17 protein-coding genes are annotated in these 21,704 nt (G+C 53.6%); 6 read left to right on the top strand and 11 right to left on the bottom strand.

Going from position 1 to position 21,704, the window contains the following annotated elements:
* Positions 1 to 38: 38 nt before the first annotated feature.
* Positions 39 to 887: an SDR family oxidoreductase gene (locus OGV65_RS19610; RefSeq protein WP_016155524.1), complete on the bottom strand. Its 849-nt coding sequence runs from the start codon at positions 885 to 887 to the stop codon at positions 39 to 41.
* An 85-nt stretch (positions 888 to 972) separates the two neighbouring features.
* Between OGV65_RS19610 and OGV65_RS19605 the strand changes: the two genes are divergently transcribed.
* Positions 973 to 1,377: a winged helix-turn-helix transcriptional regulator gene (locus OGV65_RS19605; RefSeq protein WP_016151443.1), complete on the top strand. Its 405-nt coding sequence runs from the start codon at positions 973 to 975 to the stop codon at positions 1,375 to 1,377.
* A 48-nt stretch (positions 1,378 to 1,425) separates the two neighbouring features.
* Here the strand turns inward: OGV65_RS19605 and cpdB are convergent, their stop codons facing one another.
* Complete coding sequence (gene cpdB / locus OGV65_RS19600; protein WP_016155525.1) at positions 1,426 to 3,369, bottom strand: 2',3'-cyclic-nucleotide 2'-phosphodiesterase; 1,944 nt, start codon at positions 3,367 to 3,369, stop codon at positions 1,426 to 1,428.
* 187 nt (positions 3,370 to 3,556) lie between these two features.
* Between cpdB and cysQ the strand changes: the two genes are divergently transcribed.
* A complete protein-coding gene (gene cysQ / locus OGV65_RS19595) occupies positions 3,557 to 4,297 on the top strand; it encodes a 3'(2'),5'-bisphosphate nucleotidase CysQ (protein WP_016151445.1) in 741 nt (246 codons plus the stop codon).
* Here the strand turns inward: cysQ and OGV65_RS19590 are convergent.
* Positions 4,287 to 4,844, bottom strand: coding sequence for a YtfJ family protein (locus OGV65_RS19590; protein ID WP_286455354.1), 558 nt, complete (start codon positions 4,842 to 4,844; stop codon positions 4,287 to 4,289). The two genes, cysQ and OGV65_RS19590, sit on opposite strands and share 11 nt — an antisense overlap.
* Before the next feature lie 327 nt (positions 4,845 to 5,171).
* Here OGV65_RS19590 and OGV65_RS19585 point away from each other — a divergent pair, with 327 nt between their 5' ends.
* Positions 5,172 to 5,378 carry a DUF1107 domain-containing protein gene (locus OGV65_RS19585; protein ID WP_003025710.1) on the top strand — a complete coding sequence of 69 codons (207 nt, stop codon included), beginning with the start codon at positions 5,172 to 5,174 and terminating at the stop codon, positions 5,376 to 5,378.
* Between the two features lie 67 nt (positions 5,379 to 5,445).
* On the opposite strand, the gene paeA is transcribed toward OGV65_RS19585, so the two are convergent.
* From paeA to OGV65_RS19550, 7 genes are all read right to left on the bottom strand, one after another.
* Entirely contained in the window at positions 5,446 to 6,786 is a 1,341-nt protein-coding gene (paeA, locus tag OGV65_RS19580) for a polyamine export protein PaeA (RefSeq protein WP_003830418.1), read from the bottom strand.
* Positions 6,787 to 6,931: 145 nt separating this feature from the next.
* Positions 6,932 to 8,002: a glycoside hydrolase 5 family protein gene (locus OGV65_RS19575; protein WP_286455353.1), complete on the bottom strand. Its 1,071-nt coding sequence runs from the start codon at positions 8,000 to 8,002 to the stop codon at positions 6,932 to 6,934.
* Between the two features lie 10 nt (positions 8,003 to 8,012).
* On the bottom strand, positions 8,013 to 9,557 hold the full coding sequence (locus OGV65_RS19570) for an MFS transporter (protein ID WP_049283040.1): 1,545 nt from the start codon (positions 9,555 to 9,557) through the stop codon (positions 8,013 to 8,015).
* 80 nt (positions 9,558 to 9,637) lie between these two features.
* The gene (locus OGV65_RS19565) at positions 9,638 to 10,660 is read right to left on the bottom strand and encodes a Gfo/Idh/MocA family protein (protein WP_286455352.1); all 1,023 of its coding nucleotides are present in this window, start codon (positions 10,658 to 10,660) and stop codon (positions 9,638 to 9,640) included.
* An 11-nt stretch (positions 10,661 to 10,671) separates the two neighbouring features.
* Positions 10,672 to 11,739: a Gfo/Idh/MocA family protein gene (locus OGV65_RS19560; RefSeq protein WP_049283038.1), complete on the bottom strand. Its 1,068-nt coding sequence runs from the start codon at positions 11,737 to 11,739 to the stop codon at positions 10,672 to 10,674.
* Positions 11,736 to 12,920: a Gfo/Idh/MocA family protein gene (locus OGV65_RS19555; protein ID WP_286455351.1), complete on the bottom strand. Its 1,185-nt coding sequence runs from the start codon at positions 12,918 to 12,920 to the stop codon at positions 11,736 to 11,738. Before OGV65_RS19555 ends, OGV65_RS19560 begins: the two co-directional genes overlap by 4 nt.
* Positions 12,921 to 12,936: 16 nt before the next feature.
* On the bottom strand, positions 12,937 to 14,091 hold the full coding sequence (locus tag OGV65_RS19550; protein WP_141876178.1) for a Gfo/Idh/MocA family protein: 1,155 nt from the start codon (positions 14,089 to 14,091) through the stop codon (positions 12,937 to 12,939).
* A gap of 190 nt (positions 14,092 to 14,281) precedes the next feature.
* Between OGV65_RS19550 and OGV65_RS19545 the strand changes: the two genes are divergently transcribed.
* Positions 14,282 to 15,337, top strand: coding sequence for a LacI family DNA-binding transcriptional regulator (locus tag OGV65_RS19545; RefSeq protein WP_047499954.1), 1,056 nt, complete (start codon positions 14,282 to 14,284; stop codon positions 15,335 to 15,337).
* A gap of 7 nt (positions 15,338 to 15,344) precedes the next feature.
* On the opposite strand, the gene msrA is transcribed toward OGV65_RS19545, so the two are convergent.
* Positions 15,345 to 15,983: a peptide-methionine (S)-S-oxide reductase MsrA gene (gene msrA, locus OGV65_RS19540; protein WP_049283035.1), complete on the bottom strand. Its 639-nt coding sequence runs from the start codon at positions 15,981 to 15,983 to the stop codon at positions 15,345 to 15,347.
* A gap of 212 nt (positions 15,984 to 16,195) precedes the next feature.
* Between msrA and tamA the strand changes: the two genes are divergently transcribed.
* Together tamA and tamB are read left to right on the top strand one after the other, a co-directional pair.
* On the top strand, positions 16,196 to 17,929 hold the full coding sequence (tamA, locus tag OGV65_RS19535) for an autotransporter assembly complex protein TamA (protein WP_016155528.1): 1,734 nt from the start codon (positions 16,196 to 16,198) through the stop codon (positions 17,927 to 17,929).
* Positions 17,926 to 21,702, top strand: coding sequence for an autotransporter assembly complex protein TamB (tamB, locus tag OGV65_RS19530; protein ID WP_286455350.1), 3,777 nt, complete (start codon positions 17,926 to 17,928; stop codon positions 21,700 to 21,702). The genes tamA and tamB overlap by 4 nt, the downstream gene beginning before the upstream one ends.
* The last annotated feature ends 2 nt before the right edge of the window (positions 21,703 to 21,704 follow it).

The following is a 21,704-nucleotide window of genomic DNA, read 5'->3' as shown; positions in this document are numbered from 1 at the left end:
GCGCGGGGATGCCACCACAATTAACTAATTTTTAACACTTACACGATGCCTTTGACGCTGTCTGCCAGCGACGTGGTTGGGCGACCAATCAGTTTGCTCAGCGTATGGCTGTCGTCGAAGAGGCCACCTTTAGAGGCACCAACGTCTGAGTCAGCCAGCATGTCCGCCAGTCCGGCAGGCAGACCTACACTTTTCAGCGCGGCGGCAAAATCAGCTTCGCTCAGGTTTTGATACACCACTTTTTTACCGCTCTGTTTTGCCAGTTCGGCCGCCAGCTGGCTCAGGGTCCAACCTGCGTCGCCCGCCAGTTCATAGATTTTACCGGCATGACCGTCTTCACTGATGACGCGCGCGGCGGCAGCGGCATAGTCGGCACGGGTCGCCGAGGCGATTTTGCCTTCTCCCGCCGCCCCAATAAACACGCCGTGTTCCAGCGCGGCTGGTGCGCTGGCGAGATAGTTTTCGGTGTACCAACCGTTACGCAGCAGCGCGTACGCGATACCGGATTCAGCCAGCATCTTCTCGGTTGCGACATGCTCATCAGCCAGCCCCAGCGGGGAGCGATCGGCGTGCAGCAGGCTGGTGTAGGCGATAAATTTCACGTGGGCCGCTTTCGCCGCGTTAATCACGTTGCGATGCTGCGGGGCACGTTGTCCCACTTCGCTGGAGGAGATTAGCAGTAACTTGTCTATCCCCTGTAAGGCCGTGGTAAAGGCAGCTTCATCGCTGTAATCCGCCTGACGAACGGTAATGCCCTGCTGGCTAAGCGCCGTCGCTTTAGCAGGATTACGCACAATAGCCACAATCTGGCTGGCAGGAACGGTTTTCAGTAGCGTTTCAATAACGTGTTGGCCCAGTTGGCCAGTGGCACCAGTAATCGCGATCATAGGATAACTCCTTTGGTATTGGTCTTGTGTTTAATCACATTAACACCTAAACTTACTTTTAGTAAGTACGTACAAAAAGGTTAGTATGAAAATGACAGCTTTGACGCTCTCCCAGCAATTACGTGATGGCAATTTGTTTGCCGAGCAGTGTCCCTCCCGCGAGGTGTTAAAACACGTCACCAGCCGCTGGGGTGTATTGATTCTGGTGGCGCTGCGCGACGGTACGCACCGCTTCAGCGATTTGCGCCGTAAGATGGGCGGCGTCAGTGAAAAAATGCTGGCGCAATCCCTGCAGGCGTTAGAACAGGACGGGTTTATCAATCGGGTGTCATATCCGGTGGTACCGCCGCATGTGGAGTATAGCCTGACACCGTTGGGTGAGCAGGTGAGCGAAAAAGTCGCAGCGCTGGCGGACTGGATAGAGGTGAATTTGCCGCAGGTTTTGGCAAATCATACCGTTAAGAACGAAGACGTCCCGGCATCAGCGTAAACGACCCGGTCGGGCTTGCCGGATGGCGCAGCGCCATCCGGCGTGGTCTTACTTACTCAAATCCAACTGATAAATGGCGAAGCCGATGTCATCGGTAGCGACTTTCTTCAGTGGATACTGGCCTTTCTCTTTGATAAACGCAGCGGCTTTATCAGACGGTGATGTTTCAAAGCGAATATCCAGTTGTGTCTCGCTGTGAATCGGCGCCAGACGCCAGTTGTTATCTGCCGCTGGATGAATTTCGCCTGCGCTCTTTGTCTGGGAACCTATCCATGCTGCCAGCACCGAGCGGTTTTCATCTGGTGATGCAAACGCGATGTGGCTGTCGCCGGTCCCGGCAAACTTACCGCCGTAGGCGCGGTAGTTGTTGGTCGCGACGAGGAAGGTTGCGTTCGGATCGATCGGTTTACCGTTAAAGGTCAGATTTTTAATACGCTCCGCTTGCGGGTTAATCGTCTGGCATTCACCGTCATAGCGAGCGGGTTGTGAAACATCAATCTGATAATTCACGCCGTCAATCACGTCGAAGTTATAGGTACGGAAGCCATCCCAGTTAATTAACGACTGTGGTTTGCTGCTGTGGATATCAATCTGATTAAACTGCCCGGCAGAACATTCCAGCCACTCTTTCACCTCTTTACCGCTGGCTTTCACCACGACCAAGGTATTGGGATAGAGATACAAATCAGCGGCGTTACGGAAGGTAAGCTGACCTTTTTCGACTTCGACAAAGCTGGCCGGATCGTTCTTGCGTCCACCGACTTTAAACGGTGCAGCGGCGGAAAGTACCGGTAGTTTTGCCAGGTCCGGATCGCCCTGGATAAAATGTTCCACATAGGCTTTCTGCGCATTATTCACCACCTGCACGGTCGGGTCGTCCTGAACCAGCGCCAGATAGCTGTACATGTTGTCGGCAGATTTACCGATTGGCTTGCTGACAAACTCACGCGTGGCATCGTGATCGGCTTTTAGGATCTCAACAATTTTTTGGTCTTCGCCAGCCAGTGATTTTTTGGCCGCGGCGTCATAAATCGGGCGCGCCTGCGCTTTCCCCTGCGTAACCTGCCATTTACCGCTGTCGTTATTCAGTACTAAATCCACCACGCCCAGGTGATCGCCCCACATGCCCGGCATCACCGCAGGAACGCCATTGAGCGTACCTGTTGTGATATCTGCGCCTTTGATGTTGGCAAAGTCTTTCCCCGGGAAAACGGCGTGAGCGTGACCAAACATAATGGCATCCACGCCCGGAACTTCACTGAGGTAGTAAACGGAGTTTTCCGCCATCGCCTGGTATGGGTCGGCAGAAAGCCCGGAGTGAGCAACCACCACCACGACATCGGCACCTTTGGCTCGCATTTCCGGCACGTATTTACGTGCGGTTTCCGTAATGTCATTCACGGTCACTTTGCCGCTGAGGTTGGCTTTATCCCAGGTCATGATCTGCGGCGGCACAAAACCGATATAGCCAATTTTCAGCGTCTGCTTGTTTCCTTCCTGATCGACAACCTCAGTCTCTTTGATCAGATAAGGAGTAAACAGCGGCTTTTTGGTCTTAACGTCGATGATATTGGCGTTAACGTAAGGGAACTTCGCCCCGGCTAGCGCGTTGTGCAGATACTCAAGACCGTAGTTAAATTCATGGTTGCCAAGGTTACCCACTGCGTAATCCAGCGTATTCAGTGCCTTATATACCGGATGCGTTTCGCCCGCTTTCAGCCCCTTGGCCGCCATATAATCCCCGAGCGGGCTGCCCTGAATCAGATCACCGTTATCAACCAGCACGCTGTTTTTGACTTCACCACGTGCTGCGTTGATCAGGCTTGCCGTACGAACCAGGCCAAATTTTTCAGTCGGCGTATCTTTGTAATAATCGAAATCCATCATATTGCTATGTAAATCAGTGGTTTCCATTATGCGCAGATCGACGGTCGCGGCATTGACGCTGGCTGCAATCAGCGTGGCCAGAAACGTTGCACTAAACTTAATCATCAGGGGCATCCTTTTAAGATCTAAGCCACAAAAGAAAATGTATATAAATCTTCTTGCTTACAGAACTGTGAATCATGACATGAATATAGCGTTTAAAACCGCAGACGCTATCACAGTTGGCGGATCCTTTGGCGATCGGGTATAAGTAAAACAACGAGTTAACACCACGACAGAAACGAGGTGGAGAATGTTAGAACATGTATGCCAGCTTGCACGGAATGCGGGCGATGCCATTATGCAGGTCTACGATGGAATCAAACCGATGGAGATTACCAGCAAGCAGGACGATTCTCCGGTCACGGCGGCGGATATCGCCGCGCATACGGTGATCCTCGAAGGATTACTGGCGCTGACGCCGGATATTCCGGTCCTGTCTGAAGAAGCGCCTCCTGGCTGGGATGTTCGCCAGCACTGGCAGCGCTACTGGCTGGTAGACCCGCTGGACGGTACCAAAGAGTTCATTAAGCGTAACGGTGAATTCACCGTCAATATTGCGCTTATCGAGCAAGGAAAGCCGGTACTGGGCGTGGTTTACGCGCCGGTGATGAAAGTGATGTACAGCGCGGCAGAAGGTAAAGCGTGGAAAGAAGAGTGCGGCGTGCGCAAACAAATCCATGTTCGTGACGCGCGTCCGCCGTTGGTGGTGATTAGCCGCTCGCATGCTGACAATGAGTTAAAAGAGTATCTGCAACAGTTGGGTGAGCACCAGACCACGTCGATTGGCTCATCGCTGAAGTTCTGCCTGGTGGCGGAAGGGCAGGCACAGCTGTACCCACGTTTTGGGCCAACTAACGTATGGGACACCGCCGCTGGCCACGCTGTTGCCGCCGCAGCCGGGGCGCACGTTCACGACTGGCAGGGGAAATCTCTGGATTACACCCCACGTGAATCATTCCTCAACCCCGGCTTCCGCGTCGCTATTTACTGAGTAATTTGTGCAGCAGGGCAATAACCTGCTGCACCTCTTCCTGCGTCAACGCACCATCTTTTGCCCACTGAACGCGTCCGTCCTTTTCAAGTACGGCGATAGCGGAGCTCTCTTCATCCAGTTGCCAGGCTTTACGCGCAATGCCATTGCTGTCGACAATAAATTGTGACCACGGGTAGAGCTTCTTATTGCTCTCCAGACTGCTGCGCACAAACATACCGGAGCCAGGAATGGCGTCATCGGTGTTGACGATCGTGGTGGTCTGGTATTTGTCGTGCGGCAGGTTGGCCGCTTTGATTGCCTCGATCAGCGTAGCATTTTTCTCTTTGGCGGAGGTGCGTCCGGCAATGTGTTGCACAATTCGCACTTTCCCTGGCAGCTGCGCGCTATTCCAGCTTTTGTAGCTAAACTTATCGTTATCGAGAATCAGTTCGCCGCGATCGGCGATCCCCACCGGCGGTACGCGCTGGTTAGTCTCAAACGAATGCGCACAGGCAATCATCGGCAGCAGCAGGCACGACAGCGCCAGCAGTTTTTGTAAGGTCATAGGTTTTCCTTCTTTCTTTATTTTGCAGGTGATCCGACCACTTGGGTCTGGAATTTAATCATATGTGCGATTGATGCTTTTTCCCGCAAGCGCGATGCCAGTTTGCGGACGGGCGCACAAATCCTGCGAAAAATGAAGGCTTATACTGAAGACAGCGAAGCGTTGAAAAGATAATTCTGAATATTTGTAACCTGAAGGTAAATAAACTTATACACGCTGGAAACATGAGCGAGATAGTCTATAGTCATAGGGCATTAAAATTTGCGCCTGAGGATTGTCGGACCGATTGTGGTACCGCAAAGGCGTAATGCTCAGCAGGAGACAACAATGAAAATTTTCCAACGATACAACCCGCTGCAGGTGGCGAAGTACGTGAAGATCCTGTTTCGTGGACGGTTATATATCAAGGATGTAGGCGCTTTTGAATTTGATAAGGGTAAGATTCTTATCCCAAAAGTGAAGGACAAACTGCATTTTTCCGTGATGTCCGAAGTTAACCGTCAGGTCTTGCGTCTGCAAACTGAGATGGCTTGATCAAAGTGCTATGCGGTAGTTAAAAAAACGGCTCCTGGATGGGAGCCGTTGATGTTTCTGCAGGACGTTAAGACGCCTTTGCCTCTTCTTTTGCATCCGGCAGTTTCGGTACCAGTACGGTAGGTTTACTGTCCAGACGCGTCACCAGCAGCTGATCGATCTTGTAGTTATCGATATCCACCACTTCAAATTTGTAGCCTGAATACTTCACCGAGTCGGTGCGTTTCGGGATTTTACGCAGCATGAACATCATAAAGCCGCCGATGGTTTCATAGTTGCCGGACTGCGGGAACTCATCGATATCCAGGACGCGCATAACGTCATCAATCGGCGTACCGCCATCGACTAACCATGAGTTTTCATCGCGCGCCACGATCTGCTCTTCCAGACCCTGACCGACTAAATCGCCCATCAGCGTAGTCATAACGTCGTTGAGCGTGATAATCCCCACCACCAGCGCGTACTCGTTCATGATGACGGCAAAGTCTTCGCCTGCGGTTTTGAAGCTTTCCAGCGCTTCAGAGAGCGTTAGCGTATCCGGCACAATCAGCGTATTGCGGATCTGTACGCCACTGTTCAACGCCATGCTTTGGTTCGCCAGTACGCGGTTGAGGAGATCCTTTGAATCGACATAGCCAATGATGTGGTCGATATCTTCGTTACACACCAGAAATTTGGAGTGTGGGTGTTCCGCCACCTTGTTCTTCAGGCTTTGCTCATCTTCGTGGAGATCGAACCAGATAATATTCTCGCGCGAGGTCATGGAAGACGGTACGGTACGGGATTCCAGTTCGAACACATTTTCAATCAGCTCATGTTCCTGCTTACGCAGAACCCCTGCCAACGCACCCGCTTCGACCACGGCGTAAATATCGTCCGAGGTGATGTCGTCTTTACGCACCATCGGGATCTTAAACAGACGGAAGATGTTATTTGCCAGACCGTTAAAGAACCACACCAGCGGGCGGAAGACGAGCAGGCAGAAGCGCATCGGGTTGATGATACGCAAAGCCACAGCTTCTGGCGCAATCATACCGATGCGTTTCGGAGTTAAATCCGCGAACAGGATGAACAGGCCAGTAACCAGCGAGAACGACAGAATAAAGCTTAACTGTTCGGACAGCTCTGGAGTGAAGTACTTCGAGAAAAGGCTGTAAAACGCCGGGGAGAATGCCGCATCACCGACAATACCACCGAGAATAGCGACCGCGTTAAGGCCAATTTGCACGACGGTAAAAAACATGCCGGGGTTTTCCTGCATCTTCAAAACACGTTGTGCGTTTACGTTGCCTTCATCGGCAAGCAGTTTAAGTTTTATTTTGCGTGATGCAGCAAGCGAGATCTCGGATATCGAGAAAAACGCACTCACGGCGATCAGGCAGAGAATGACTAAAATACTGTTTAACATATCTTATCCGACCGTTAAGGCCAGATCCTCGGAAGGGAGAAGTTGATAAATCCATGTGAAAACCGGCTCGTGGCGTTGAGCCGGTAAATTCAGAAGCTAGTATAGCGTAAGGTACTGTAAAGTCGCCAGAGGAGCTTTTTTGGCCTTATTCTGCGGGGTTAAGCCTATGTACCATCTGCATCTCACTTTCGCTATAAGGCGAACCATCCGGCTTCAGCACATCATGAAACCATAGCGATGCCGTCGCTTCGTCAAGCGGGATATCCGGCCACGGCAACCAGGTTTGCGTTTTCCCTTGTACCAACCCCCAGTGAAAGCTGGAAACGCGCTGGGCGCTAAACAGCGGTAGCTGCTCTTCTATTCGGCTATCAACATGGCGTGCCAGCCACTCGGTACAAAAGAGCGGCCTGCCAAATTCGGCCAACTGCGACAGAAGAGACAACTGACCTGGGGTATCGACGTAGGCATGGTAGCTAATCACATCGGAAAGCCGCAGCGCGGCGATATCAACAGGATGCGTAAACGCATTCCCGCACGCAGTGCGATCGTCAATATGCCAGGCCGCTACGGTCAACGGTTGAGACGGTGACTCCTGCCGTGCCCAGCCAAACAGATGGGTCATCAAGGTTAAGGCGTAAATTTCCAGCCTATCGTCATAGTGGGTAAATTCGCCAGTATGACAAAAAATCCCGCCGTTGCCTGGCTCATTATATAAATCCCAGACGCTGATACGTGAGTCATGGCGAAAGTAACGGATGATATCTCTGACGTAGGCTTCAATTTGCGGCCAACAGCGTCGGTCCAGCACGCAGGCGCGGCCTGGGCTACCCGCTGCCTGGCTATTGTGAACGCCGGGAACTGGGGCCTTTTGCTGGCCGATAACGGGCTCATCACCGGAAAAAGCGCAGTCGTCGAGCAGCGTCAGCATCACTTTTATGCCGTGGCTACGGGCAATGTTCAGGAAGAGATCAATGCGCTCGAGCAGCCCATCGCGGTCATGCTGCCAGACGGTAAACGGTAAATTTGTTCGTAGCTGGTTATAGCCATACTGGCTGGCCCATCCGAGTTCCTGATCGATAGTGCTGCTATCGAAACTCTCTGCCTGCCACATTTCGAGCCAGTTAACCGCGGTGCGCGGCAAGTAGTTAAAACCGCAGCCCCAGGGTTGATCTTGATACCAGCTTTGCGCTCGTGTTTTGCTCCATGGGTTATACATGATGCGCTCCTTATTCGGCATCTGAGAGACTGACGCGTCCTGCCGTACGCTGCGTGGCGCTGCCACCCCAAACTTCATCGTATTCATAGCCGGTAAGCTGTTTTATCACCACCCGGGTTTCTTCATCGCAGTCGCGATAGTTGCCACCCAGCTTGCGGCGGGCGATCTCTTTGAGCAGAACTTTGTGGGTTTCGCGGGTAAGTTTAAATTTGTAGGTGGCGTAGAAACTCACCGCCAGCAGCGCCGCAGTAGCAAAGATCATCAATCCGATAATGGCGTGTAATGCGCTTTCCGGCTGCGCGCCGCTGCCTTTTACAAAGCCTGCCTCTTCCAGCACCATGCCGATAAGCAAAATAGCGATTGCCACCGTACTTTTACGGGTGAGTACCATAACACCCGCAAAAATCCCTTCGCGGCGCTGTTGGGTCACCATCTCATCGATATCAGGAATAAAGCTGTAGATATTCCACGGGATATAGTAAAGACCGGAACGTGCCATACCAAGCAGAATAAATATCGCAGAGAACAGAATATTGGACACCTGGGTTTCGGTGTAATAAATAACAAATAAAAATACCAATACGCTAAATATACAGGTGTAAGCGAGGCGTAGTGCTGCTGATGGGGTTATATTGAGTTTGTTCAGTAATAGCATAAACCCATAGGTGCCAAAAACTGAAGCGAAGGCGGCAATACTTAACCAGCCAGAAACGGAGGCTACATCCTGACTCAAGCAATAAACTACGTAATAGGTAAATACTGACCCGAATACATCCATAGCGGTAAATGAGAAAATATAAATAATAATATGCAGGCGAAATGCCCGGATCCTGAAAGAAGAAAACAGATCGAGTATCAAATATTTAAGGTGATTCAGTATCCCGCTATTGCGCTGCAGGTTAGTTTGAAATGTCTCTTCCTGAACGTCTTTGGCCTCCCACGTGCAGCGCCAGGTTATGAACACGGCGAGGCAGAACACGACGGAAAATATCAGCCCGGTTAGTGTATAGGTAAATGGGTTATCTTTGCCCGTAAACTGCATCAGGATACCGGGTACCGATACGGCAAGGAATCCGCCCAGCTGCGAGCAGATCATGCGCATACCGGAGAGGCGGCTGCGTTCTTCGTAGCGGTTAGTCATTTCTGCGGCCAGGGTTTCCCACGGCACTAGCACCATCGCTGACAGCAGCTCAATCGACAGATAGGTTCCCAGGTAGTACCAGTAACCCATGTCGGTCAGCCATAGCAGGGCATAGAGAAACATTAAAGGACAACTGAGTAATAAAAAGAAGCGGCGACGGCCAAATCTTCGACCTAGCCAGGTGTTGCCAAAGTTATCGGTGATATAACCCATAATTGGGCTAAGTACAGCATCAATCACGCGGGCAATGGCAAATATTGATCCTGCTTCCAGCACGCTTAAACCGCAGTAGGTTGTGTAAAAAAATAAAAGCCATGTTCCGATAATGGCGAAAGCACCGCCGCCAAATAAATCAGTAATGCCATAGCCGATCGCTACACCATAACTGACTCTGCGTTCAGTTGGTTTGACCATAATATTTTCCAGTATGTAGGGTATGCGTAATCCGGTATTATCCGGCTGTTGTTATTTAATTCTTCAGCGCTGAGTTAATTTTAATTATTAATGGTTATCCATTGTCGTGTTTTAGATGAATGATAAATAGCATCGACTATCGCCAGTGATTTTCGGGCTTCATTAATATTGATATATTCTGTCTGACCTCCATGAGTAATAGCATGATAAAACTGACGAATAGCCTGTTGGTGGCCCAGGCCCCAGTAACTTTTGACGTAGCCGTCCGGCGAACCATCGCAATCCAGCTTCAGGCGTCGGTCCGCTGTAACGCGCCACAGGGTGTTATCGGTGAGCTGGAGCATGCCTTGCTCGCAATGGATCTCCAGCAGCAGCGGTGAATCGAGGGTGTTACAGTTGCTGGCGTAAAACAGACCGCGGGCGCCGTTGGCAAAGTGCAGGGTCGCCATCGCGCTGTCTTCGGCTTCAGTGACGTCCGCCAGTTCACTGCTATCCACTACGCCTTTCAAACGCGTCACGCCGCCTGCGAACCACTGCATCAGATCGAGGGTATGAATAGCCTGGTTGATTAGTAAACTGCCGCCTTCGCTGGCAAAACGCCCACGCCACGGACTTTCGCTGTAATAAGCCCGGGAGCGCGACCAGGTCAAAACCGCTTTAATGCTTAGCATTCTGCCGAGCGTATTTTTCGCCAGTTCGTCGCGGATACGTAAACTGGTTGGATTAAGGCGGTTTTGATAGCACACGCCCAGTAAGCCTTGGGCAGACGCCGCCGCGTAAGCTATGTCTGCTACCTCTGTGCAATTCAACCCTACCGGTTTTTCGCAAAACACATGTTTCCCGGCGGCAAGCGCGGCCGTAATCATGTTTTTGTGCTCGAAGTGAGGCGTACAGATATGGACGACGTCAATGTCATTATCCAGCAGCATTTCCCGGTAATTCTGGTAATAGCGGCAGTTATACGCGATGGCCTGTTGCAAACCGTTGGCGCTATCAATATCGACCAGCGCGCGCAGCGTGACCCCCGGCAAAAGCCGGAGGGCGTTTACGTGGCTGCTGTGGATAGCCCCCGCGCCGATGATGGCGGCATTTAGCGTTGTCATGTCACCTCCGGTTATGTGCGGGCATTCGCCAGCATTTGTGCCTTCACGCACAGTTCTGCGGCTTTAAAGGCGTGGGCCTGAGTCATGGCGTTTTCCGTGCGATTCAGACAATCGAGAATGAATTCGCCGAAGAAAGGAAAACCAACTTTGCCCGCGACTGGGTAGCGGAATTCCCCTTCTTTATTCACCAGATACACCACATCCTGTTCACCTCGGGTGATATCCACATACTTGCGGATCTCAATGTAACCTTCGGTACCCAGCAAGGTCAGGCGTCCATCCCCCCAGCTACTGAGCCCCTGCGGCGTGAACCAGTCGCAGCGGAAGTAGCCGGTCGCCCCGTTGTCGCCCGCCAGCATGGCATCGCCAAAGTCTTCGAACTGCGGATACTGCGGATGATTGACGTTACGCACATGGCTGGCGACGATATGCGCCTCGCTATTGCCGGTATAAAAGAGAAATTGTTCGATTTGATGGCTGCCGATGTCGCACAGAATGCCGCCAAAATAGCGTTTGTCGTAAAACCAGTTCGGGCGACCGTTGCCTTCGCGGTGCGGACCGGTGCCCAGAGTTTGCATCACGCGCCCAATAGCCCCTTGATGGATTAGCTGGCCGGCAAACACGGCGCTTTCAACGTGCAGACGCTCGCTGTAATAGACCGCGTATTTACGTCCGGTCTTCGCCACCATTGCTTTGGCGTCTTCCAACTGTGCGAGGGTGGTTAACGGAGCCTTGTCGGTGAAGTAGTCTTTACCAGCCGCCATTACCTTCAGCCCCAGCGGGCAGCGTTCAGAGGGAATTGCCGCCCCGGCAACCAGCCGGACCTCGCGATCGTTCAGGATAGTCTCGAGCGAATCGGCAACCTGCGCTTGCGGATAATGCTGCAGAAATTGATCTATTTTGAGCGGGTCGGGATCGTAAACCCATTTCAGCGTGGCACCTGCTTCAATCAACCCGTTGCACATGCCGTAGATATGGCCGTGATCGAGTGAGGACGCGGCAATGACAAACTCGCCAGGCTCCACGACCGGCTGAGGCTTCCCGGTAGGGGCGTAGTGCATTCCATCTTGCTTGTTCATTTTTTAACTCCTGAATCTAAGTCTTTACCCAGGGGGATAGCGCCCACCTCCGTGAAATTGCTCACGGAGGCGGATTTCTCATAAAAATGTGGTGCGATTTCAATCAGCCCGCTGGTGCGATAAAACGCATCGGTGTGGTGGATGGGCAGTGTTACCACCGTGCGGTTGATGGCGGATTTATAGATAGCGGTAATCAGCTCCAGCGAGCGCTTGCCTTGTTCGCCATCGACCAGGGGACATGTCCGTTTGTCGATGGCGTTAAGCAGGTTATCGATTTGTCCGGTATGTAGCGTCCATTGCAGTGCTGGCGTAGCGCGAAAAAGTGTCTCCAGATGCTGTTCCAGTTCGCCGTTATTGTTTGGTTGCGGGAAGCCGTTATCCGCCGACTGGCTGGCATGAACCTGCCACGGCGCAGAAATACGCGCCTTTTCGCCTTGAATGACAATCTTTTGGTCTTCGCCGTGATGCACCACGGAGGCGGTCACCTGTGTCAGTGCCCCGTTGGGGTATTTGAAGATAGCCGCGCTAAGGTCTTCGACTTCCGCATTGTCATGAGCAACGTTGGTCATCATCGCCACCACTTCGGCCGGGAAACCCAGCATCCATTGAATGGCGTCAATGTGGTGCACTGCGTGATTCAGCGTGCAGGCGCCGCCTTCTTTCTGCCACGTGCCGCGCCACCATAAGTCGTAATAGCAGTGTCCGCGCCACCAGAATGAATCCACCTGCGCATGGCAAATCTTGCCCGCCAGCCCGGAATCAACAACGGTTTTCAGACGCCAGAAGGCATCGGTAAAGCGGTTTTGCGCGATGACCGATAAGGTTTTCCCGCTGGCCTTTTGCGCGGCGATCATCGCATCGCACTCTTCGAGTGAGGCGGCCATCGGTTTTTCGCACAGCACATGTTTTCCGGCCTGCAGCGCATCAATGCTGATAGCTGCGTGCACGTACGGCGGAGTGCAGACATCGACCACATCTACTTCGATGCCCGCGTCCAGCATCGCCTGATGACTGTGGTAGACCCGCGCTTCGCCCAGGCCATAGCGTGATTTCTTCTCTTCGGCTTTCTCCGGGTAGATATCAACCAGGGCGACAATCCGGCAACGATCGGTGAACTGTAAATACCCCTGAATGTGGTTGTGGGAGATATTCCCGGTTCCAACAATGGCAATATTCAGCATGATTTTCTCCTGCGCGTTACCAGCTACCGGAAGCGTCCAGCGTGCGGCTGGCCGTGGTTTTTTCCACTGAAGAGGCGATACGTTGTTGGAGCAACTGGAAGTAACGCTGTTCATCGATCGGTAGCTCGACCCAGTCATCGGTCCAGGTAGAGAGGTGCATCGCATTGGAAAGCGTCAGGCCGCGAATGCCTTCCAGACCGGGGGCAATCAGCGGCTCGCCGTGCAGAATCGCGGCGGTGAAATTGCGGGTAATGACATAGTGCTCGCTGCATTCTGGTTCGGTAGGGATAGTCACCTCCCAGCATTCCGGCTCACCAAAACCGTTTTGCCAGCGGGCGTTAAAGTCGGTTTCGGATTCCCGTAGTTTCCAGAAGCGCAGGCGGCCTTCTTCCACTACCACTTTTCCCCGGCTGCCGACAATTTCCAGGCGATTTGTGCCGGGTGTTTCGGCGACGGTGGTGATGAACACGCCGGTCGCGCCGTTGGCGTATTCCGCGTAGGCCGTGACGTCATCTTCAACTTCAATCTGGCGGTGTTTGCCAAACTGGCAAAAGGCACGCAAGCGTACCGGCATGCCGACCAGCCATTGCCATAAATCGAGTTGGTGCGGATCCTGATTAAGCAGCACGCCGCCGCCTTCACCTTTCCAGGTCGCGCGCCAGCCGCCGGAGTTGTAATAGCTCTGCGAACGATACCAGTTGGTAATGATCCAGTTAGAGCGACGCAGCTCGCCGAGTTCGCCACTGTCGATCAGATCTTTAACTTTCTGATACAGCGGATTGGGGCGCTGGTTGTACATCAAGCCGAACACCACATCGCATTCGCGCGCACAGGCGTTCATCTCTTGTACCTGCGCGGTGTAGACCCCAGCAGGCTTCTCGCACAGCGTATGGATGCCAAGACGCATGGCCATCATCGATAAACCTGGATGGTCATAGTGCGGTGTGGCGACGATAACGGCGTCGATCAGCCCACTTTCCAGCATCTCACGCGCATCGCTGAACAGTGTCACCTCTTCACCGACCAGCCGTTGGATCGCCGCATGCTGATCAGGATTGTTATCGCATACTGCGGCGAGCGCTGCTTCTTGTACCGTTCCGGCCAGCAGGTAGCGCGCGTGGACGGTACCAATGTTGCCAACCCCAATAATGCCAAAGCGTATTTTTTTCATGTCGTGCCTTTTTCATGAGAAAGAAGGGATATGCGGAACATATGAAACGCCTGGAATATCGACAATGTGATTTTGTGAGAACGGTTGCAGGATGAAAAAGAAGTTCATCCAGTCATTGAAAAAGTGTTTTAGAGTCAATGAACTACGTTTGCAAAAAATTGCAAAGATTGATTGCGAGTGAGGTCACAGAATGTCTGGCAAGCTAAAAATGGACGAAATTGCTGCCCTGACAGGGTACTCGGTGAGTACGGTGTCGAGAGTACTTAGCGGAAAGTCATATACCAGCGATAACGCGCGCGATGCGATTGTCAGCTGCGCGCGCAGGCTGGGCGTTCTGGACTCGCTGTCCAGTGGACGGCTATTGATCAACGGCATCGCCATTTTCGCCCCGTTGCGTACCTTTACCGCCCGTGGCGATGCATTTTACCTCGAAGTGACGCGCGGAATTGCTGAGGCGATAGCGCCGCATGATGTCTATCTGAGTTACTGCGGGCTGGATGAGCAACGCGCGGACATAAAGGTCTTTCAGGAAAAGGCCAACAGTAAAAATATCAATGCCATTATTCTCATCGGCATTGATGACCCGACCGTGCATAAACTGGCGCTACTGCTGGATAAACCCTGCGTGTTGATTAACTCGCAGGACAAAGAAGGGTTACTGGATGCGGTATCCCCCGATCACCGGGCAATTGGCAACCGTGCTGTGCAATATCTTTTTGATCAGGGGCATCGGCGTATTCTCCATGTCACCAGCCTGCGCCGGGAAACCTTGTACTGGCGTCTGGAGGGCATTAAGGAGGTCTACCGACAATATCAGATACCGTTTGATACCGGGCGTGATCTGCTGGTGACGGAAGGGTTTTCTGAGGATGAATCAGAACGTGCGATGGACCACTGGCTACGTGAGACGCCGCGTGAAGCGTGGCCAGAGGTCATTTTCTGCGCCGGGGCATCAATGTCGACGGGCATCCAGCGGGTGCTGGAAAACGGTGGCGTGGAGATACCCGGTGAGATGTCGCTGATGACGACGGATGTTCAGGAGTTGGATGCGCATATCGTCGCCGCGGTAACCAGTATCACTATCCCCTGTCGGGCACTGGGCGTGGAGGCGGTGCATTTGCTGCAGAACCGTCTTAATCGCCCCTCTGCGCCCGTGTTTAACCTGTTGTTGAAGGGAAAGGTGACGGATCGGGGAACCGTTACCCACGCAACGCGCCATGCCGCGCGGGTGACGGTAGCGCGCTAATCGCGGATCAACGTTCTGGCGGCAGACAAACGCCAATCCCGCCAATGCCACAGTACCCATAAGGATTTTTATGCAGATACTGCTGGTGGTCGTCCTCGGCATAGTAGAACGGGGTTGCGGTAGTGATTTCCGTTGTAATGGTGCGCTCGTCGCCAGCGGCGGTCATTGCTGCCTGAAAACGCTCAAGGCTTGCCCGTGCCGCGACGGTTTGCTCCGGCGTTAACGGGTAAATGGCGGAGCGATACTGCGTCCCCTGGTCGTTCCCCTGACGCATGCCCTGCGCCGGGTCGTGATTTTCCCAGAACACCTGCAGCAGTTGCTCGTAGCTGATAACATGCGGGTCATAGACGACGCGTACCGCTTCGGCGTGTCCGGTGTCGCCGGAACACACTTCCCGATAGGTTGGGTTAGGGGTGTAGCCGCCGGTATATCCGGCCGCTGTGCTGTATACCCCGGGTAATGACCAGAATAAACGTTCAACGCCCCAGAAACATCCCATGGCGAAAAATGCTATCTCCATACCGTCGGGCACGTTGGTCATCGAATGTTGGTTAACCGCATGCAGCGTTGCCACTGGCATCGGGGTGTTGCGTCCAGGTAGGGCATCTGCTTGAGTAACAAGATGCTTTCTATCAAATAAACTCATGGCCGTTCTCCCGAAATCAGTCATTTGGGTTAAGGTTGTAACGAGACGCGTCTTTGCCCACAATAAACGGCGTGAATACGTCTAGAGTTAAACATAAGAAATATTTGGGTTGTCGTCTGTTTTTCAACTCTTATTGTTGATTTTTTGTTAAGCCGAGGAACGGCATAGTATTTTTTTCCAGGGGTGGGAAAAAAGGATATTCAGGAGAAAATGTGCCACATATCCGTCAGTTATGTTGGGTGGGATTACTGTGCTTAAGTGGCTCCGCCGCCGCAGCGAATGTTCGCTTACAGGTCGAGGGATTATCAGGACCGCTGGAGAAAAACGTCCGTGCGCAGCTATCCACGATTCAAAGTGATGAAGTCACTCCAGACCGACGCTTTCGTGCGCGCGTTGATGATGCCATCCGCGAAGGGCTAAAAGCGCTGGGCTACTTTGAGCCCACCATTGATTTTGAGCTGCGTCCGCCGCCGGCGAAAGGACGCCAGGTGTTGATTGCCAAAGTGACCCCTGGTGAGCCGGTGCTGATTGGCGGCACCGAAGTGATTCTGCGCGGTGGCGCACGTACGGATAAAGATTACCTGGATCTGCTGAAAACGCGACCGGCAATCGGCACCGTGCTGAATCAGGGGGACTATGATAACTTCAAAAAATCACTCACCAGCGTGGCGCTGCGCAAAGGCTATTTCGACAGTGAATTTAATAAAAGCCAGCTTGGAATAGCGCTCGAACGCCGCCAGGCATTCTGGGATATCGATTACAACAGCGGTGAACGCTATCGCTTTGGGCATGTCACTTTTGAAGGCTCGCAAATTCGCGATGAGTACCTGCAAAATCTGGTGCCCTTTAAAGAGGGTGAAGAGTACGAGTCGAAAGATCTGGGCGAACTGAACCGTCGTCTGTCGGCGACCGGATGGTTTAATTCCGTGGTCGTCGCACCGGAATTTGATAAAGCCCGTGAAACCAAAGTGCTGCCGCTGAAAGGCGTGGTGTCGCCGCGAACTGAAAATACCATCGAAACCGGGGTCGGTTACTCAACTGACGTCGGTCCACGGGTGAAGACCTCGTGGAAAAAGCCGTGGATGAACTCCTATGGCCACAGCCTGACCACCAGCGCCAGCATCTCTGCGCCAGAGCAGGTTCTTGATTTCAGTTATAAAATGCCGCTATTAAAGAACCCGCTGGAGCAGTATTACCTGGTGCAGGGGGGCTTTAAGCGTACCGATTTAAACGATACCGAGCAGGACTCCACTACGCTTGCGGTTTCCCGCTACTGGGATCTTTCCAGCGGCTGGCAGCGCGCGATTAACCTGCGCTGGAGCCTCGATCACTTTACCCAGGGTAACGTCACTAACACCACCATGCTGCTCTATCCGGGCGTGATGATCAGCCGGACGCGCTCGCGCGGCGGTCTGATGCCAGTCTGGGGCGACTCCCAACGTTATTCCATCGATTACTCCAACACGGCCTGGGGTTCAGACGTTGATTTCTCCGTCTTCCAGGCGCAAAACGTCTGGATCCGCACGCTGTACGATCGTCATCGCTTTGTGATGCGCGGCAACCTCGGCTGGATCGAAACCGGGGACTTCGACAAAGTACCGCCGGATCTGCGTTTCTTCGCCGGGGGCGATCGCAGCATTCGCGGCTACAAATACAAATCTATTTCGCCTGAAGGCAGCGACGGCAAGCTGAAAGGGGCCTCGAAGCTGGCGACCGGCTCGCTGGAATATCAGTACAACGTGACCGGAAAATGGTGGGGCGCGATGTTTGTCGATAGCGGCGAAGCGGTCAGCGATATCCGCAGAAGCGATTTCAAAACCGGTGCCGGGGTCGGCGTACGCTGGCAATCGCCAGTGGGACCCATCAAGCTCGACTTTGCTGTCCCTGTGGGCGACAAAGATGAACATGGTTTACAGTTTTACATCGGTCTGGGGCCTGAATTATGAGTTTATGGAAGAAGATAAGCCTCGGCGTGCTGATTTTTATCCTGCTGTTGTTAGGCACGGTGGCGTTCCTCGTCGGCACCACTTCGGGCCTGCATCTGATCTTCAAAGCGGCGAATCGTTGGGTTCCGGGGCTGGAGATTGGTCAGGTCACCGGCGGCTGGCGGGATTTATCGCTCAAAAATATTCGTTATGACCAACCTGGCGTGGCGGTGAATGCTGGCGAAGTGCATCTGGCCGTGGGGCTTAACTGCCTGTGGGACAGCAGCCTGTGCGTCAACGATCTGTCGCTGAAAAATATCAACGTGGCGATCGACAGCAAAAAGATGCCGCCATCAGCGCCGGTTGAAGAGGAAGAGAGCGGTCCGCTTAACCTTTCCACACCTTACCCAATCACGCTTTCGCGCGTGGCGCTGAACAACATCAATATCAAAATCGATGACACCACGGTTTCGGTGCTGGAATTTACCTCCGGCCTGAACTGGCAGGAAAAAACGCTAACCCTGAAGCCAACGACATTACAGGGGCTGCTGATTGCCCTGCCTAAAGTGGCGGAAGTGGCGCAGGAAGAGGTTGTCGAACCAAAGATTCAAAATCCGCAACCGGATGAAAAACCGCTCGGCGAAACGCTAAAAGATCTGTTCTCAAAGCCGGTGCTGCCGGAAATGACCGATGTCCATCTGCCGCTCAATCTCAACATTGAAGCGTTTCGCGGCGAGCAGCTGCGCGTGACCGGGGATACGGATTTAACGGTACATAACATGCTGCTGAAAGTGAGCAGCATTGACGGCAACATGAAACTCGATGCACTGGATATCGACTCGAATCAGGGGACGGTAAAAGCCAGCGGCACGGCGCAACTGACCGACACGTGGCCGGTCGATATTACGTTAAACAGCACGCTCAACGTCGATCCGTTAAAAGGCGAAAAGGTGAAGCTGAAGGTCGGCGGCGCGCTGCGTGAACAGCTGGAAGTCGGCGTAAATCTGTCTGGTCCGGTGGATATGGACCTGCGGGCGCAGGCGCGTCTGGCGGAAGCCGGATTGCCGCTCAACCTTGAGGTGGTGAGTAAGCAGGTTTACTGGCCGTTTACCGGCGACAAGCAGTTCCAGGCTGATGACATCAAGCTCAAACTGACCGGTAAGATGACCGACTATACGCTGTCGATGCGTACCGCTGTGAAAGGACAGGATATTCCTCCGGCTACCATCACGCTGGACGCCAAAGGCAACGAACAGCAGATCAATCTCGACAAACTCAGCGTTGCGGCGCTGGAAGGGAAAACTGAGCTGAAAGCGCTGGTGGACTGGCAGCAGGCGATCAGCTGGCGCGGGGAGCTAACGCTGGATGGCATCAACACGGCGAAAGCGATCCCGGAGTGGCCATCAAAACTGAATGGCCTGGTGAAAACTCGCGGCAGTCTGTACGGCGGAAGCTGGCAGATGGAGGTGCCCGAGCTGAAGCTGGCCGGCAACGTGAAGCAGAACAAGGTTAATGTGCACGGTTCGCTGAAGGGTAACAGCTACCTGCAGTGGACGATCCCGGGCCTGCATCTGGAACTGGGACGCAACAGCGCGGATGTGAAAGGGGAACTGGGGGTCAAAGACCTCAATCTCGACGCGACGATTGATGCCCCGAGCCTGGATAACGCGCTGCCGGGACTGGGCGGTACGGCGAAAGGGCTGGTAAAAGTTCGCGGTACGGTTGAAGCGCCACAACTGCTGGCGGATATCACCGCCCGGGGGCTGCGCTGGCAGGAGCTGTCCGTCGCTCAGGTGCGCGTCGAAGGCGACGTGAAATCGGCAGAGCAAATCGCTGGTAATCTCAACGTTCGCGTAGAGCGGATTGTACAGCCTGACGTGAATATTGGCCTGGTGACGCTCAATGCCAAAGGTAGCGAAAAGCAGCATGAGCTGCAGCTGCGCATTCAGGGGGAACCGGTCTCCGGGCAGCTCTCCCTGGCAGGTAGCTTTGATCGCAAAGAGCAGCGCTGGAAAGGTGCGTTAAGCGATACCCGCTTCCAGACGCCGGTCGGTCCGTGGTCCCTTAACCGCCCTGTCGCGCTGGATTATCGCAATCAGGAACAGAAAATCAGCATTGGGCCGCACTGCTGGAACAACCCGAATGCGGAACTGTGCGTACCGCAAACCATTGATGCCGGTGCACAAGGACGCGCGGTGGTGAACCTTAACCGCTTTGACCTGGCGATGCTAAAACCGTTTATGCCGGATACAACCCAGGCCAGCGGCGTTTTCACTGGCAAAGCAGATGTGAGCTGGGACACCACCAAAGAGGGGCTGCCGCAGGGGCAGGTTACGCTGAGCGGACGTAACGTGAAGGTCACGCAAAGCGTGAACGATGCGCCGCTCCCTGTAGCGTTTGAAACGCTGAATCTGACCGCCGACCTGCACAATAACCGTGCCGAGCTGGGCTGGCTGATTCGCCTGACCAACAACGGGCAGTTTGACGGCCAGGTGCAGGTGACGGATCCGCAAGGACGCCGCAGTCTCGGCGGCAACGTCAACATCCGCAACTTCAATCTGGCGATGGTGAACCCCATTTTCTCGCGCGGTGAAAAAGCGGCAGGGGTGATCAACGCCAACCTACGTCTGGGCGGCGATGTGCAAAGCCCGCAACTGCTCGGACAGCTGCAGCTGAGCGGTCTGGATATCGACGGTAACTTTATGCCGTTTGACATGCAGCCAAGCCAGTTAGCCGTTAACTTCACCGGAACACGCTCAACGCTGGCGGGCGTGGTGCGTACGCAGCAGGGCGAAATTAACCTGAGCGGCGATGCCGACTGGAGTCAGATAGACAACTGGCGGGCGCGCGTTGCGGCTAAAGGCAGCAGGGTTCGTATTACCGTGCCGCCGATGGTCCGCCTGGACGTATCGCCGGACGTGGTCTTTGAAGCCACGCCGAGCCTGTTTACCCTCGATGGCAACGTGGATGTGCCGTGGGCGCGTATCGTGGTACACGATCTGCCGGAGAGCGCGGTAGGGGTTTCCAGCGATATGGTCATGCTTAACAACAATCTGCAACCGGAGAAACCGCAGACAGCAGGTATTCCGATCAACAGCAACCTGAACATCCATGTTGGTAACAACGTGCGTATTGACGCCTTTGGTTTGAAAGCGCGTCTGACGGGCGATCTGAAAGTGGTGCAGGATAAGCAGGGGCTGGGGCTGAACGGACAAATTAATATTCCGAGCGGGCGTTTCCATGCCTATGGTCAGGATCTGATTGTGCGTAAGGGCGAGCTGTTGTTCTCCGGCCCGCCGGATCAGCCGTTACTCAACATCGAAGCAATTCGTAACCCGGAAGCCACCGAAGACGACGTGATCGCCGGGGTTCGCGTCACGGGCTCCGCCGATGAACCGAAGGCGGAAATCTTCTCCGACCCGGCGATGTCGCAGCAAATGGCGCTTTCCTACCTGCTACGCGGACAAGGACTGGATAGCGAACAGAGCGACAGCGCGGCAATGACTTCAATGCTTATTGGTCTGGGGGTTGCACAAAGTGGTCAGGTTGTGGGTAAAATCGGGGAGACATTTGGCGTAAGCAATCTGGCACTGGACACACAAGGGGTGGGTGATTCATCTCAGGTGGTTGTCAGCGGATACGTACTGCCAGGTCTGCAGGTGAAATATGGTGTGGGTATATTTGACTCCTTAGCGACACTCACGCTACGTTATCGTCTGATGCCTAAGCTATATCTGGAAGCAGTGTCTGGCGTAGATCAGGCACTTGATTTGCTCTATCAGTTCGAGTTTTAGCA

Origin of the sequence: Citrobacter sp. Cb004 (assembly GCF_030337065.1) — a bacterium.
Taxonomy (GTDB): domain Bacteria; phylum Pseudomonadota; class Gammaproteobacteria; order Enterobacterales; family Enterobacteriaceae; genus Citrobacter; species Citrobacter braakii.
This window is presented reverse-complemented; position numbering and strand designations above follow the sequence as displayed.

Bases quoted from the DNA above. Each gene is read 5' to 3' on its own strand.
- OGV65_RS19550 (WP_141876178.1), bottom strand. From the start codon at position 14,091: ATGAAAAAAATACGCTTTGGCATTATTGGGGTTGGCAACATTGGTACC.
- OGV65_RS19560 (WP_049283038.1), bottom strand. From the start codon at position 11,739: ATGAACAAGCAAGATGGAATGCACTACGCCCCTACCGGGAAGCCTCAG.
- OGV65_RS19545 (WP_047499954.1), top strand. From the start codon at position 14,282: ATGTCTGGCAAGCTAAAAATGGACGAAATTGCTGCCCTGACAGGGTAC.
- msrA (WP_049283035.1), bottom strand. From the start codon at position 15,983: ATGAGTTTATTTGATAGAAAGCATCTTGTTACTCAAGCAGATGCCCTA.
- cysQ (WP_016151445.1), top strand. From the start codon at position 3,557: ATGTTAGAACATGTATGCCAGCTTGCACGGAATGCGGGCGATGCCATT.
- cpdB (WP_016155525.1), bottom strand. From the start codon at position 3,369: ATGATTAAGTTTAGTGCAACGTTTCTGGCCACGCTGATTGCAGCCAGC.
- OGV65_RS19565 (WP_286455352.1), bottom strand. From the start codon at position 10,660: ATGACAACGCTAAATGCCGCCATCATCGGCGCGGGGGCTATCCACAGC.
- OGV65_RS19585 (WP_003025710.1), top strand. From the start codon at position 5,172: ATGAAAATTTTCCAACGATACAACCCGCTGCAGGTGGCGAAGTACGTG.
- OGV65_RS19605 (WP_016151443.1), top strand. From the start codon at position 973: ATGAAAATGACAGCTTTGACGCTCTCCCAGCAATTACGTGATGGCAAT.
- paeA (WP_003830418.1), bottom strand. From the start codon at position 6,786: ATGTTAAACAGTATTTTAGTCATTCTCTGCCTGATCGCCGTGAGTGCG.
- OGV65_RS19570 (WP_049283040.1), bottom strand. From the start codon at position 9,557: ATGGTCAAACCAACTGAACGCAGAGTCAGTTATGGTGTAGCGATCGGC.
- tamB (WP_286455350.1), top strand. From the start codon at position 17,926: ATGAGTTTATGGAAGAAGATAAGCCTCGGCGTGCTGATTTTTATCCTG.
- OGV65_RS19590 (WP_286455354.1), bottom strand. From the start codon at position 4,844: ATGACCTTACAAAAACTGCTGGCGCTGTCGTGCCTGCTGCTGCCGATG.
- OGV65_RS19575 (WP_286455353.1), bottom strand. From the start codon at position 8,002: ATGTATAACCCATGGAGCAAAACACGAGCGCAAAGCTGGTATCAAGAT.
- OGV65_RS19610 (WP_016155524.1), bottom strand. From the start codon at position 887: ATGATCGCGATTACTGGTGCCACTGGCCAACTGGGCCAACACGTTATT.
- OGV65_RS19555 (WP_286455351.1), bottom strand. From the start codon at position 12,920: ATGCTGAATATTGCCATTGTTGGAACCGGGAATATCTCCCACAACCAC.